The organism is Campylobacter sp. GB48, assembly GCF_049221845.1.
GTDB lineage: Bacteria > Campylobacterota > Campylobacteria > Campylobacterales > Campylobacteraceae > Campylobacter_D > Campylobacter_D lari_C.
On the sequence record NZ_JBMJAR010000013.1, the window covers coordinates 22772 to 38000 of the forward strand.

Below are 15229 nucleotides of genomic sequence, written 5' to 3' on the forward strand. Positions count from 1 at the left end.
GTTTTATCCTATAAAAGCTTTATACAGCATAGAAAGAGCAAAATACTCTAAAATAAATGCTGAAAAAAGATTGATATAAAATATATGTTTGTTTTTCACAAGGGCTTTGAATTTAGACACAAAAAACGATAAAGTAAAAATCCAAAACACAATAAAACCCACCAAACCAAAAAGCAAGGCAAAAGAGTTTTTACTCTGCATGCTAAGCCCTGCTACACTTACCCAAAAGCCTATAACATAAGGATTTGTAACATTTAATAAAAATCCTTTACTAAAACCTTTTAAAGGATGTGTTTTATTTACCTTGTTAAGATCGACTTTTCTCGTTTTTCTTAGCATTAAAAATACCATAAAACTCAAAAAGAAAAAGCCAAAAACAGCTAGTATTTTATAAAAAAATTCATTATTTGCAAAGCTTAAAAGCCCAAGATTAATCAAAATCAAAAAAAGTATATCAGCACTTAAAGCGCCAAGCCCAACACAAAAAGCATTTTTAAAAGAAGATAAAGCAGTATTTAAGATCAAAATATTCACAGGCCCAAAAGGCACAGACACACCCATACCTAAAACTATACCTTGTAAGATTACTTCTAGCATTTTTCTTCCAAGAAATTTTCTATATCAGTTTTGATTTTATCAATAGCCGAGCAAACATCTTCTATATAAACTTTTGTGAAATTACTTTCTAAATATTTATCCTCATCAAGATTATTTAATATACTTTGCTTACATACTCTTGCATATTCTCCCACGGGTAAAACCTGCCCACTTGTGCCTATACATACAAATAAATCACAATTTTGTAATTTTTCATATAAAATTTTATAATTTGGTGCCATTTCTTCAAACATCACGATATTGTGCCTTACACTTTTGCTTTGACATTTAGGACAAATTTTATCATCACTACTTTCATAGCCTATGTTAAAAATATTTTCACACTCTAAACACCTAAGCTCAGGTAAAAAGCCATGCAAATGCACCACTTCTTCACAGCCTGCCCGCTCTAGTAAATCATCTACATTTTGCGTTAAAATGCTAATTTGTTTTGGAAATTTTTGTTTTAATAAAGCGATGATTTTATGTGCGTGATTTGGCTTAACACTAGCTAGTTCTTTTCTTCTTTTATTATAAAATTCCAAAACTTTTTTAGGATTTTTTCTAAAGCCAGTTGCAGAGCAAACTTCCATCACATCATGCTCTTCCCATAATCCACCGCTAGCTCTAAAAGTTTTTATACCACTTGGAGCAGACAAACCTGCTCCACTTAAAATCATCACTTGTTTCATTTAATAAACCTCATTATTGTTTTAAAGGTTTTACTATAATTTTACTTAAAGCTTAACCACCTTAGCACCAAAACCGCCTTGATTAATCGGAGCATCACTAAAGCTTTTTACACTTTTGTGGGCTTTTAAAAACTCTTTTACCGCAAAAGCCAGTTTTCCCGTGCCTATACCATGATAAACTATCACCTCATCAAAACCCACTATCAAAGCATCAGAGATAAATTTATCTAATCTTTCAAGCGCCTCATCGCTTCTTAAACCGTGTAAATCTAAAGTCATATTTAAAGCACTTGGACGGGTTATATTGACACTTGATTTTACCTTTTGTGTAGGGGTTTGATTGCTTTTTTTAAGAAGCTTTAATGGTACACGCAAACTCAAGCCATCACTTTGAATCATCGCATCATTTTTTGAAACAGCTGTGATTTTACCTTTGATTTTTTCATATTTAACAAAATCCCCAACTCTAAGCTCTTCATTTTGCTCCATACTTGGCAAAACAATGCTTTTTTTAAGCCCATTGGCTTTGTTTAAACTTCTTTGTTTTTCTTTAATATCTTTTAGATTTATCGTTTTTTTAGCTTCTTCTATGGCTTTGTGATATTTAAATTCTAAATTAGAAATAAGCTTTTTAAATTCTTGATCGTTTTTTTCTTTTTGATCTTTAAGTGAAAGTAAAATTTCATCTACCTTAGCTTCTTTTTTCTCAAGCTCTTCATTTTTTTTGCGTAAAGAAAGTTCAAGATTGATATTTTTACTTACCATTTCTTCTAAATTTTCTTTATCTTCCCCATAAAGCTTTTTAGCATTTTGCACTAAATTTGCACTTATGCCATATCTTAAAGCTGTTTCAAATGCATAAGATTTACCTATGGTACCTTTTAAAAACTCATATTTTGGGTGTGATAATTCTTCATCATACAAAGCAGCGATGAGTTCTACTTGTGAATTTTTCGCCAAAAGCATAGCAAGGCGTTTGTGGTGGGTTGTAATGATGATTTTATTATCTTGTTCTAAAAGCTTAGAAATAAGCTCAGTATATAAACACGCAGCTTCTTCAAAATCTGTCCCAAGCTCTATCTCATCAACCCCTAATAAAACATTTTTCTTACCCAAAAGCTTAGAAAAATACAGCATTCTTCCTGCAAAAGTAGAAATATCATTTTTTACATTTTGTGGATCTTCTAAAATCGCATCAAATTCTTTGAAATTTCCTATTTGGCTTTTTTGTGCATTAATTCTCATAGGAAGCAAATGCTTTGCAAGTAAAGCTGCACTTAAAATTCCTTTTAAAAGCATAGACTTACCACCTGCATTTACACCTGTGATGATTAAAACTTTTTTATTAAACTCTATATTAACGCTTTTTGCATTTTTTAAAGCCGGATGAGCGAAGTTATATAAACTTAAATTATTAGAACTATCAGCTAAAACAAACTCATAATCATGTTTTTTAGCCATCAAAACTCTAGCGCTATAATGATCAAATAAATCAAAAGCATTATTGATAAATTTCAAAAACATCAAATTTTTATAAAAAATCAAGCTGATTTTTTTAGCATATTCATAAAAAATTTCTTCTTTGGCATCTTTGATTTCATCTATTTGACTTTGGATTTTTTCTACACTCAAAGGCACCACATAAAATCCACCACCACTACTTCTACCTATGATTTTTGCTTTTAAGACATGATTAAACCCACCGCGTAAAAGCAAAGCTTCCATACCATTGATAAGATGGATTTGAGTATCAATTAAATACGCACTAAGATTTTTAGTATAAGTAAGTTTTTTAAACTCAGTTACCAAGCTTTCTTTTTTCATTTTTAGAGCTAAATTTAGATTAACAAGTCTTTCATCAACACCTTCTTTAATCTCACCCTTTTCATCAAAATACTCAAAAAGCTCCAAAATAGCCTGCGGAATTTCTATTTTTAAAAGCCATTCTTTTAAGCTTTCTTCAAATTTTAAGCCCTTTAAGTATCTAAAATACATACAGATTTTAATAAATTCAAAGCTTTGACTTAAATGTAAAATTCCTTGCTTGCTAAGATGAGTTAAAGCACTATTTAACTCTTCTATCATAGGCGGAGGATTAAAATCAATCAGAGAAAGCTCGTTGATCCTTTTATAATGAAGCTTGCTATCACCTTGTAAAAAAATTTCTTTATCTCTTGCAAAAAGCCCCCTAAAATCTTCTATATAGCCATCTAAATCTAGCTTTTTAAAAAATTGCTCTTGCATTATTTATCTACCTTGCAATCTTTTATATCAAAAACATAGGCTTTAAATTGTTTGTTTTTACCATTTGAAATAAAACTTTGTGTTCCATGTTCAAAGTTAAAATACTCTTTGGTGACATTAACATCTTTACAAATTAAACTTTGTCCTTGCAAGAATGCATTGAGTGTTTCTTTTTTTAAAACCCCACTTCTTGTGGCACTTAACTCAAATTTAATCGCAAAAGCAATCATCAAAATCAACACTAAAATCAAAAGATAATTACTAATCTTACCTATTTTTTTACGCAAAAAAATGAAAAAAAGTAAAATCGCAAAAAAAGCTAAGGTATATAAAAAAATCTTAAACATACTTACCCCTAAGCTTTGAGCTTATATCTCCCGCACCAAAACCAATTACCAAACCATTTTCAATCAACTCATCATCAAGATAAATAGCGCTTTCTTCTCTTTTGATTTCTTTTATAAATTTGGCTTTTGGGAAGTGTTTTTGCATATTAATTTCTATTTTAGTTTCCCCTGCTGCATACACAGGTAAAATATAAAGCTCATCAACATTTGCTAAAACCTCGCTAAAATACTCTATATTTGCGCTTAAACGTGTATAACGATGAGGCTCAAAAATAGCTATGATTTTTTTATATCCAGCTAGCCTTGCATACTCACTTGCTGCTTTAAGTGTTGTTTTGATTTCTGTTGGATGGTGTCCATAATCATCAATCAAAGCCATATTTTCATTTGCAAACAAAATGTCAAATCTTTTTTTAATCCCTTGATATTTTAAAAGCTTAGTTTTTAGCTCTTCTATATTTATAAATTCACTCGCAGCCAAAATAGCCAAAGCAGCATCCATCGCTACATGCTCACCCATACCAAAAACACTAAATTCACCTAAATCTTTAAGTGTAAAATAGGTTTTTGGCTTAAAATTTTCTACTTTCATATAAATATTTGTGATATCTTTACTTGGGTAAAGCTTTTTAGCGTTATTTAAATTTAAGCTTGACAAAAATTCATCTTCAGCATTAATCACTTGAATTTTAGACAAATGCAAAAAGTCTTCATAAGCTTTATGTAATCTTGCAAGATCGTTTCCATAATGATCTAAATGTTCTGCTTCAACATTAGTCACTATAGCCAAATAAGGATTTGAGTTTAAAAAAGAACTATCACTCTCATCAGCTTCAAAGATGAGATTTTCACTTTCTTTATAAAGCATATTAGTGCCGCTTTCTTTTAACACTGCACCAATGATCACAGAAGCTTCTATCAAGCTTGCTAAAATGCTTGAAGTTGTACTTTTGCCATGAGCTCCCGCAACTGCAAAAACTCTTTTGTCTTTTAAAATCATAGGTAAGGCTTCTTTTCTTGAAAGCGTTGTGATGTTTTGCTTTTTTGCGCTGATTAATTCTTCATTGTCTTCTTTGATAGCAGCTGAATACACCACTAAATCCACATCTTTGACATTGTCTTTATGATGAGGAATTTTTATATCTATGCCTTCTTTTTCTAATTCTTTTGTGATTTTACTTTCTTTGATATCAGAACCACTAATCTTAAAGCCTTGTTCTTTTAAAAATCTCGCCAAAGCTGAAATTCCAATACCACCTATACCTATAAAATGAATTTTTTGCATTCTTGCCTCAAATTTTTTGAAAATTTAAGGCAAAATTCTATCATTTATTTACTAAAAATAAAATATAAAAAGCCCTTAGAGATAAAATCTAATCACTATCATTTGATGTTTTGAGGTTGACTAGTCTATAATTTAATTGCTTTTGAAATAACTCTTTATATTTTTTTGAAAAATTTTTATGATATAAATCTAACTCAAAAGCTTTATTTGTATCTTTTATGCTAGTATTATTTTCAAAATAATAACCATTATTTCCATCATACACTCCATTTTGATCAATCCAAACAAGCTCATTAAAACCAAATTCTAATTTTTCATTTTTTATAGGTGCTAACATATTTCTTCCACCTAGACTTAAATACTTTGTGTTGCTAAGAGTAAGATTATAAAGTGTTGGAAAAATATCCTTATGCGAACCCACACGATTTTTATCATAATAAATATCATTTTTTAAATACTTTGGAATATATAAATAAAAAGGCACACTATAAGCAAAAGCTTTTTGGGATTTTATATCCATCTTAATATCTCTAAATCTATGATCACCTGTAGCAGCAACAATAATATTTTCTCTCAAACTACTTTCTTTTATGCGATCTAAAAATTTTCCAAATTCATCATTTGCATACGCATAAGCATTTAAAGCACCTATAGAATCACTGATAATAAATTGATTTAATATCTTTTCATCTAAAGCGTTCTCATCAATAAGTTGTGTTTTGCTTTTGTGTATATAAGGTCTATGAGTAGAAATACTAAGAGAAATAACTAGCGTAGGATTTTTAGCATTTTCAAATATAGAATATATTTTTTTATACATAAACTCATCAGCTATACCGTATTTATGTTTTGTTTTTCTAGCTTGTGGAAAATCTTGCATCAGTGTATTTTCATCTATGATTTCATCTACACCTTGATTTTTAAAATAATTGCCAAGATTATACCAAGAAGCATTACCACTATAAACAAAAACTATTTTATACCCTGCATTTTTATAAATTTGCAAAGGCGTGAAGGCTAATTTTTCTTTTTGATATAATCCGTTTGAAATAATATTTGGACTTAAAAAAACCAAACGATTAAAACTTTCTATGGTGTTGTTTGCACTGGACAAAAATCTAGTGAAAATAACATCTTGCTCAAAATGTTTTTTTAAATTTCCCAAAAGATTAATTTTTTCAGTGCTAAACTCAGCTAAATTTAAACCAAAACTTTCCATGATATTAATATAAATATGATTTTTAGCATGATTTTGATGTGCTAAAGTAGTATCAAATATAGGAAAAAGCTTTTCTTCTAGTTGTGATTAAGCTGTTTTATATCTACGCTTTTAAATTCTTGTTGATTTTTATACTCTTTATATGCCCATGAAAAAGCCATTAAAGGATTTGTAGAAATTTCATTAAAAGCTTTTATAGTGCTAAATTCATAACTTGAAGCTCTCAATGCATTATAAGTAAAATGTCCTCTTAGCGCTACAACATAAGCATAAATTAGTAAAATGTTTAATAAAACAAAAAATACTAGTTTTACTTTAATAGTCTCTAGTTTTAAGCTAAGAATTTTAATATTAAGATAAAAACAAAATATACTAAAAATCACAGCTAATAACAATGCTTTTATAATGGGATAATCAGAAAAAACTATAGATAATATCGCCTTAGTATTATCATCTTTTAAACCAAAAATAAAAATATCAATTTTGCTTGCATAAAGTTGAAAATAATAATAATGTATAAACGCAGAAATTAAAACAACAAAAGCTATAAAAGCTACATAAAAACTAGAAAGATAAATATAAAATTTAGCGATTACCCCCCCCCATAGCGTGATATTTTCTATCTTTGAAAACCAAACTTATATAAGAAAACAAACCACACAAAAATAGAGGTAAAAAAATAGCACTAAAGGTTCTCATATCATGACCTAGTCCATATACATATACCATTAAGCTATTTTCACTTTCATTGGTTAAATTTTTTATCATCAAAAACCTAACTAAAGCAAAAATTCCCATAAAAATAAAACTAAAAGAAAGAATTTGTAATAAAATTTTTCTCATTATACTCCTTTAAATAATATTTTCTTGCCAAAAAGATTATTCTTCATAATTTTTCACAAGCTTATCAAAGCCCCATAAATTTCTAGCTTCATTTGCCTTGCTAACTTCTACTACAAGCATTTCTTCTTGATCGCCAAGTTGCTCTTGCACTTCCCCAAAAGCATTGATAAAAAAGCTATCTCCATAAAATTTCCATTCATTTTCTTGCTTTAAATTACCTATACGATTAACTCTTAAAATACTTGTTGAATTTAAAAAAGCTCTTGTTTTTAAAAGTTCTAGCCATCTTTGATTGCTTTCAAAGGTACTAGCTGTAGGAATGATGACTAAATCTATCTTTTTTTTCATAATCATTTGCCAAAAGATATCAAAATGCGCCTCAAAGCCAAAAAGCAAAGCACATTTTAAGCCCTCATGTGTGAAAGTAAAAAGTTTAAGTTTATCAGTTTTTTTATTGTTAAAAAATTTTTCTTCATTCCAGTGTACATAAGGCATTAAAATTTGTTGTTCATACACTTTTACATTTTGTGGGCCTACTTTTAAGCATAGTTTTTTTAAACCATCATTTTCTACACTGATAAATGGTGCAATAATGTTTAAATCATATTTTTTAGCAAGTTTTATCAAGCTTGCTTTTTTGCTTTGACTTTGTTCTTTAATCATACTTTTTGGCATAGTTTTTAGCTCACTAAAAAAGCTATTTAAAACATACTCACCTAAAACCACCAAATTCGCGCCACTTTCCTTAGCAGCTTTTAGATAATAATCAAGCCTTGATTCACTCAAAGCCAAAGTGGGAAATTGTAAAGCCACAACACTACTCATCTACTTGCTCGATTTCTAATTTAGCATTTTCAAGCATAGTTCTTGCTTGCTTGATACTTTTTAGACCTTCTTTATAAATTTCCACACAAGTTTTAAGGTCTAAATCTTTATCGTTAAGTTTTTCCAAAGAAAGCTCAGCTTGTTTGATGTGATCTTCAAATTCCATTAATTACTTACCTTATAATTTGGTGCTTCAGCAGTGATAGTTACATCATGCACATGGCTTTCTTTTAATCCTGCTGCGGTGATTTCTACAAATTCAGCTCTTTCTTGGAAAGCTTTGATATCTACTGCACCTACATAACCCATAGAAGATCTCAGTCCACCTAAAAGTTGATGCACTACACTTTTTATACTTCCCACATAAGGTACCCTACCTTCAATTCCTTCAGGCACAAGTTTATCTTGAGCAGTACCTTCTTGGAAATATCTATCTGAACTTCCTTTTTGCATAGCTCCCAAACTTCCCATACCACGATAACTCTTATATTGTCTTCCTTGATAAGTAAATAACTCACCTGGGCTCTCATCAGTTCCTGCTAAAAGTGAACCTATCATCACACTACTTGCACCTGCCGCAATAGCTTTTGCAATATCGCCTGAATATTTTATACCCCCATCAGCAATTACTGGCACACCGTATTTACTTGCTTCTATTGCACATTCATCTATAGCTGAAATTTGGGGCACACCCACACCTGAAACAATACGCGTAGTACAAATACTACCAGGCCCTATACCTATCTTAATAGCATCCGCACCTGCCTCACATAGATCTTTAACCGCTTTTGCACTTGCAACATTTCCTACTATCACATCTACATTAAACTCAGCTTTAATCGCTTTTAATGTATCAATAATCCCTTTAGAATGCCCATGCGCACTATCCATTACTATAACATCAACTTCAGCTTCCACTAAAGCCTTTACGCGATCAAGCTGACCCACACCCACAGCCGCAGCCACTCTTAATCTTCCATAGGCGTCTTTATTTGAATTTGGATATTCTTTGCGTTTTTTTAAATCTTTTATAGTGATTAAGCCTTCTAAGTGGTTATTTTCATCTACAATAGGAAGCTTTTCTACCTTATTAGTAGAAAAAATCCTTTCTGCATCATCTAAAGTAGAGCCTTTTTTAGCAGTGATTAAAGGCATTTTTGTCATTACATTTTCTACTAAGTTATCAAAATTAGTTTCAAATCTCAAATCACGATTTGTTAAAATTCCTATTAGAGTTTTATTCTCATCTACCACAGGAACGCCTGAAATTCTATATTCAGCCATGAGTTCTAGTGCTTCTTTAACACTTGCTTTAGGTCCTATATAAATAGGATCCATAATCACGCCACTTTCACTTTTTTTAACTCTTTTTATCTCTCTAACTTGTGAAGCTATATCCATATTTTTATGGATTACCCCTATGCCACCAAGCCTTGCCATCATGATAGCTGCCCTATGTTCAGTAACTGTATCCATAGCAGCTGAAATTAAAGGCATATTTAAGGTGATATTTTTTGTAAGCCTTGTTTTAATATCCACTTCTTTAGGTAAAACCTCAGAATATTGAGGAACTAACAAAACATCTTCAAAAGTCAAAGCGCGTTTGATGATTTTCATAATTTTTCCTTTATTTGTTTTTGATAATTTCTTCCAAACTTAAAGCACCATCTAACAAAGTTTGCTCATCATAAGCTTTACATATAAGTTGAGCAGAGATATTAAGTCCATTTTCATTTTTTCCTACTGGTACACTAATGCCACCAAGTCCTGCTAAATTCACTGAAATAGTAAATACATCTTCTAAGTACATTTGTACTGGAGTTTTTATATCGTTAAAGCCAAAAGCAACACTTGGAGCAACTGGCATAAAAATCAAATCACAATCATTTAAAATTTCTTCATATTTTTGCTTGATAAATCTTCTAGCTTTTTGTGCTTTGATATAGTATGCATCATAATACCCACTACTTAAAACAAAGGTTCCCAGTAAAATTCTTCTTTTTACTTCCTCTCCAAAGCCCTCACTTCTGCTATTTACATACATTTGGCTAAGATTGTCACATTTTTCGCTTCTTCTACCATATCTTACACCATCATAACGACTTAAATTTGCACTTGCTTCAGCCGCTGCTATGATATAATAAGCTGCAACATCAAATGTAGAATCCATTAAGTCTTTATATATAATCTCATGGCCATTTGCTTTTAACATATCTATGGTTTTTAATAAGGCTTGTTTTACATCATCATTAGTTTGCTCTACATAGTTTTTAATCACAGCTATTTTTAGCTTTTTATTTGCATTTAGTTTTGGCGCGGTTGGTTCAAAAGCTATGTTTGCGCTTGTGCTATCTTTTTCATCATAACCTGCAATAGCATCATATAAAATCGCAGCATCTTCAACATTTTGCGTTAAAACTCCGATTTGATCAAGACTTGAAGAATACGCTGCTAAACCATACCTACTAACTCTTCCATAACTTGGCTTAAAACCAACACAACCACAAAATGCAGCAGGCTGTCTTACCGAACCACCTGTATCCGAACCCAAACTTGCCAAAGCTATCCCCGCAGCTACAGCCGCAGCACTCCCCCCACTACTTCCACCTGGGACTTTAGCATTATCAAGTGGGTTTAAAGTCTTACCATAAAAAGAAGTCGCACTCGTACTTCCCATAGCAAACTCATCCATATTGCATCTTCCAAATGGAGCAAAATTATTTTTACGTAAATTTATAATAGCACTTGCATCATAAGGAGCCACATAGCCTTGTAAAATTTTAGAACCACAAGTTAATTCCCAATCCTTTACACTAATATTATCTTTTATAGCTACTGGCACACCTGCACCTGAAGTGCTTAAGTCTTTATTTAAAAACTGCTCTACATAAGCACCCAAATGCTTTTGCTGATGTGCTTTTTCATTTAATTCTTTTTTTAGATTTTCTAATTCTTCATTTGAAAATTTCAAAGCTTCTTTTAAAGTTACCATTATTTATCCTTAAATTTTTTAACCAAATAAAACAAAAAAAGCGTGATCAATAAAAAGCCTAATAAAGTAATCACTATCACGCTAAAAGGTAAAGCTTGCTCAAACATTTTTTGCTTTTTCCACGCTATTACATCTTGGACATAAGCATTCTTCTTCTTTTGCTAAAAATTTCCAACATCTTGGACACTTGTGTAACGAAGAACGCACGATTTTAAAACTATGATCATCTATTTTAAACTCACTCAAAGCTTCTTTTTCATCTAAGCTTTCTACCGAGCTTACCATAAACCAATCAGCTACTTCTTCAATATCTTCACTCAAAAGCTCATTTGCGCTTGTTTGCAAACTTAATTCTAAAGTTGATTTGATGATTTTATCTTTTTTTAATACATCAACAAGCTCAAAGAATTTTTCTCTTGATTTTATAAATAATTCATCTTCGATTTTATACTCATAATCAAACCCATTTTTCAACACCAAATCAAACACATCTTTAGCATTTTCTTTAATAGCCACATTTGCATGCTCTAATGCTTCATCTATGGTATAAGTTAAACTTGGAGCTAAAAGCGCAAAAAGTTTTCTAGCTATTAGCACCATAGCACTTTGCGCACTTACTCTTTTTGTATTATCTTTTGCATTACAATATAATCTATCTTTACACACATCTAAATAAATTCCACTTAAATCTGCACTTAAGAAATTTAAAAGCACACTAAAGCCTTTTGCAAATTCATATTTTTCAAAAGCAGCTTCACATGCTTCAAAAGCAACTTTTGCACGCATTAAAATCCATTTATCTAAAAGTGTGAAATTTTTTGTTTCTAAAAATTCCATATCATTAGTATTTGCAAGTAAAAATCTTATAGTATTTCTTATCTTTCTATACTGCTCGCTTACTTGTTTTAATATATTGTCTGAAATTTTTAAATCCGTTGAATAATCACTAAGCATTATCCAAAGTCTTAAAATTTCTACCCCATAATTTTTAGCTACATTTTGAGGTAAAATCACATTACCCTTAGATTTGCTCATTTTTTGACCCTTTTCATCTACGGTAAAGCCATGAGTAAGTATGTTTTTATATGGGGTTTTATGATTAATCGCGGTAGAAATTAAAAGTGAGCTTTGAAACCATCCACGGTGCTGGTCACTTCCTTCAAGATACATTGAAGCTTGGTATTCTCCTGCATCATATCTTGCTGAGTTTAATACTGCTTCCCAAGTACTACCACTATCAAACCAAACATCTAAAATATCATAAACTTTTTCTAAATTATTTGGATCATATTTACTATTTGGAGGTAATAAATCTTTTATTTCTAAATCCCACCACGCATCAGCTCCATTTGCTTCAAAAATTCCCACTAAATGATCTAAAACATCATCATCAAAAATCACTTCTTTGGTGTTCTTATCTCTAAAAAACGCAATAGGCACACCCCAATCTCTTTGTCTTGATATACACCAATCAGGGCGATTTTCTATCATAGAACTAAGTCTTTTTGCCCCACTTTCTGGGTAAAATTTCACATTATTTAACTGCTCTAGCGCTAGCTCTCTTAAAGATTTTCCATCTAGTTTTTTCTCATCCATTAAGATAAACCATTGTTTTGTAGCTCTATAAATAACCGGTTTATGCGTTCTCCAGCAAAATGGATAAGAATGTGTAAATTTAGAACTCTCAAGCAAAGCTTCGCCAAGCAATTCTAAAATACGCTCATTTGCTTTAAAAATATGAAGTCCTATAAACTCGCTTAATAAATGCTCTGGTAAAAGTCCTTTAGCTCTTAGTGTTTCATCATAACACCCACCATCATCTACAGGCATAATCACTTCAATGCCATATTTTAAGCACACATAATAATCATCCTCACCATGTCCTGGTGCAGTATGCACAAGCCCTGTACCACCTTCCATTAAAACATGATCACCTAAAATAAGAGTGGATTTTCTTTGATTGAGTGGATTAATAGCACTTAAATTTTCAAATTCAACACCTAAAAGTTCTTTTTGAATTTTTCCTTGAGTGAAGTTTTTATTGATCATATTTTCAAGCAAAGCTTTAGCAAAAATATAACCTTCTTCAGTGATAACATATTTTTCATTTGGATTTAAAGATATAGCTTGATTTGCTGGTAAAGTCCAAGGCGTGGTAGTCCAAATCACTGCTTTTGCTTTTTCAACTCCTAATTTTTCAAGGGAAGTTTTATCAAGCTCAAATGCTACAAAAATAGAATAATCTTCTTTGTCTTCATACTCTACTTCAGCTTCTGCTAACGCACTCTTAGCAGCCCAGCTCCAAAAAACGGGCTTACTTCTTTCTAGTAAAAGTCCTTTTTTAGCGATTTTACATAAAGCTTTGTAAATGTCAGCTTCAAAAGCATTTTTCATAGTCAAGTATGGCTCATCCCAATCAGCAATCACACCCAAAGACTTAAATTCATCTCTTTGAATATTTACAAATTCTCTCGCATGCTCTCTACAAAACTCACGAATTTCTTTTTTGCTTAAACTTTGCTTTTTATCTTTAAGCTTAACTTCTACTTGCTGCTCTATCGGCAAACCATGACAATCCCAACCCGGAGTAAAACGCACTTTTTTACCTTGAAAATAATGCATTTTTATGATGATATCTTTTAAAATTTTATTTAAAGCATGGCCAATATGCAAATGTCCATTTGCATAAGGAGGGCCATCATGCAGAGTAAAACTCTCACTTACCCCTTGTCTTTTTTGTTTCATTTTATCATAAGCATAGTTGTTTTCAAACCACTTGTTAAAACGCTTAGGCTCAAGCTCTGCTAAATTTGCACGCATTGCAAAAGTCGTATTTGGAAGCAATAGCGTATCTTTATAATCCATATAATCCACCTTGAAAAATTTAAAAATAGTAAATTCTACTTAAAATACTTTTAATTTGCACTTATTTTTTTGTTATAATCGCAAGAAAAAAAGGAAAACCATGAAACATCTTATCATCATTATAGGTAGTGAAATTATTATCAATGAAAATTATATGAATTATATACAAGAAGAATACAAAAAACAATTTTTAGAACTTCATGAACTAAAATTTATAAACAAACCTGATAAAGAACTTCCTTTTTTACTTGAAAAACTTTCTAAAGAATATAACTATATAACCATTTTTAGCATTAACGAATACTATACAACCATAGCTAAAATCATAGCAACCTTAAATGATGATGTTTTAATATTAGAAAATGACACCTTGGTGCCTTCAAAAGCTTTGCGTAAAAAAAATTCCTTTTTAAGTTCTTTTGAGCAATGTCATATTAATTTATTAAACATAAATATAGAGCAAAAATTGCCTTTAATTTTACAAAATCCTGAGCTTGACTATGCGTATTTTTGTCTTTTAGATATAGATGAAACGAGTGCAAATATCTTACTTAATACGCTTACTACCTCTTTTGAAATTCAAACTAGCTCAAGTGCATTGTTAGATAATCTCATTTGCATTAGAGCAAGCGCTAGTCAGTATGGAAAACTAGAAGGCTTTTTAAAAGGAGTTTTTAAACTTTTTACAGGCAAAGTATTTTTAGGGAATGATCCTATTAAATTTATAGCTAAAAAACTTTTGGAAAAAAACTTAAAAATTTCCTTTGCAGAAAGTTGCACGGCTGGACTTTGTGCTTCAAAGTTTGCTGAAAATTCAGGAATTTCTAGTGTATTTGAGGGTTCTTTGATCACTTATTCTAATCGTTTGAAAAATTCTTGGCTTGGGGTGAGCAATGATACCTTAGAAAGTGTTGGAGAATACTCTGATCGTTGTATTTATTTTATGCTAAAAGGGGTTTTTAAAACTACAAATTGTGATTTTGCTTTAGCACTTAGTGGAGTGGCTGGAGAAGAAAATGATAAAAACACCAAAGCAGGCACCATCTATATAGGAGCTATGTATAAAGATGGAACCTTTTTACAAGAATGCATTCACATACAAGGCAATAGAAACTACACAAGAGAACAAGCTAGTTTGGCTGCATATTGTTTAATGCTTAGATTAAAACCTGAAATTTTCTTTGGGGTTTAATTATAAAAGTGGTGTAGTTAAAAATACACCCCACCACTTAAATATAATTTCATTCTATGATCATCATCGTATTTGTATTGATGTAATGCTCTAGCTGCATCAAGCTTTATATAATACTCATTAGTTTT

At 30.9% G+C, this 15229-nt stretch carries 14 protein-coding genes; 1 reads left to right on the forward strand and 13 read right to left on the reverse strand.

Annotated elements, in window-relative coordinates; genetic code table 11:
* Positions 1 to 3: 3 nt before the first annotated feature.
* The 13 genes from ACOTVC_RS06910 to ileS all read right to left on the reverse strand — a co-directional run bounded on the left by ACOTVC_RS06910 (position 4) and on the right by ileS (position 13909).
* Positions 4 to 597, reverse strand: coding sequence for a LysE family transporter (locus ACOTVC_RS06910; RefSeq protein ID WP_039642001.1), 594 nt, complete (start codon positions 595 to 597; stop codon positions 4 to 6).
* A complete protein-coding gene (locus ACOTVC_RS06915; protein ID WP_421628094.1) occupies positions 591 to 1289 on the reverse strand; it encodes an SIR2 family NAD-dependent protein deacylase in 699 nt (232 codons plus the stop codon). The genes ACOTVC_RS06910 and ACOTVC_RS06915 overlap by 7 nt, the downstream gene beginning before the upstream one ends.
* 45 nt (positions 1290 to 1334) lie before the next feature.
* Positions 1335 to 3533, reverse strand: coding sequence for an endonuclease MutS2 (locus tag ACOTVC_RS06920; RefSeq protein WP_421628096.1), 2199 nt, complete (start codon positions 3531 to 3533; stop codon positions 1335 to 1337).
* Entirely contained in the window at positions 3533 to 3880 is a 348-nt protein-coding gene (locus tag ACOTVC_RS06925) for a hypothetical protein (RefSeq protein WP_039642008.1), read from the reverse strand. The genes ACOTVC_RS06920 and ACOTVC_RS06925 overlap by 1 nt, the downstream gene beginning before the upstream one ends.
* Complete coding sequence (gene murC, locus ACOTVC_RS06930; RefSeq protein ID WP_214099577.1) at positions 3873 to 5165, reverse strand: UDP-N-acetylmuramate--L-alanine ligase; 1293 nt, start codon at positions 5163 to 5165, stop codon at positions 3873 to 3875. The genes ACOTVC_RS06925 and murC overlap by 8 nt, the downstream gene beginning before the upstream one ends.
* Positions 5166 to 5253: 88 nt before the next feature.
* Positions 5254 to 6384 carry an LTA synthase family protein gene (locus ACOTVC_RS06935; protein ID WP_421628099.1) on the reverse strand — a complete coding sequence of 377 codons (1131 nt, stop codon included), beginning with the start codon at positions 6382 to 6384 and terminating at the stop codon, positions 5254 to 5256.
* A gap of 77 nt (positions 6385 to 6461) precedes the next feature.
* Positions 6462 to 6767 carry a hypothetical protein gene (locus tag ACOTVC_RS06940; protein WP_421628101.1) on the reverse strand — a complete coding sequence of 102 codons (306 nt, stop codon included), beginning with the start codon at positions 6765 to 6767 and terminating at the stop codon, positions 6462 to 6464.
* A gap of 202 nt (positions 6768 to 6969) precedes the next feature.
* On the reverse strand, positions 6970 to 7227 hold the full coding sequence (locus ACOTVC_RS06945) for a hypothetical protein (RefSeq protein ID WP_087684776.1): 258 nt from the start codon (positions 7225 to 7227) through the stop codon (positions 6970 to 6972).
* 36 nt (positions 7228 to 7263) lie between these two features.
* Positions 7264 to 8052, reverse strand: a complete 789-nt coding sequence (locus ACOTVC_RS06950) for a carbon-nitrogen hydrolase family protein (protein ID WP_087684775.1) — start codon at positions 8050 to 8052, stop codon at positions 7264 to 7266.
* Positions 8045 to 8218 carry an exodeoxyribonuclease VII small subunit gene (gene xseB / locus ACOTVC_RS06955; RefSeq protein WP_039628709.1) on the reverse strand — a complete coding sequence of 58 codons (174 nt, stop codon included), beginning with the start codon at positions 8216 to 8218 and terminating at the stop codon, positions 8045 to 8047. The genes ACOTVC_RS06950 and xseB overlap by 8 nt, the downstream gene beginning before the upstream one ends.
* Positions 8218 to 9669, reverse strand: coding sequence for an IMP dehydrogenase (gene guaB, locus ACOTVC_RS06960; RefSeq protein WP_039618890.1), 1452 nt, complete (start codon positions 9667 to 9669; stop codon positions 8218 to 8220). The genes xseB and guaB overlap by 1 nt, the downstream gene beginning before the upstream one ends.
* 10 nt (positions 9670 to 9679) lie before the next feature.
* Complete coding sequence (gene gatA, locus ACOTVC_RS06965) at positions 9680 to 11044, reverse strand: Asp-tRNA(Asn)/Glu-tRNA(Gln) amidotransferase subunit GatA (RefSeq protein WP_139452261.1); 1365 nt, start codon at positions 11042 to 11044, stop codon at positions 9680 to 9682.
* Positions 11045 to 11143: 99 nt separating this feature from the next.
* Positions 11144 to 13909 (reverse strand): isoleucine--tRNA ligase, encoded by a 2766-nt coding sequence (gene ileS, locus ACOTVC_RS06970; RefSeq protein ID WP_421628105.1) that lies wholly within the window; start codon positions 13907 to 13909, stop codon positions 11144 to 11146.
* Between the two features lie 100 nt (positions 13910 to 14009).
* Between ileS and ACOTVC_RS06975 the strand changes: the two genes are divergently transcribed.
* Positions 14010 to 15101 carry a CinA family protein gene (locus ACOTVC_RS06975; RefSeq protein ID WP_421628107.1) on the forward strand — a complete coding sequence of 364 codons (1092 nt, stop codon included), beginning with the start codon at positions 14010 to 14012 and terminating at the stop codon, positions 15099 to 15101.
* Positions 15102 to 15229 lie beyond the last annotated feature (128 nt).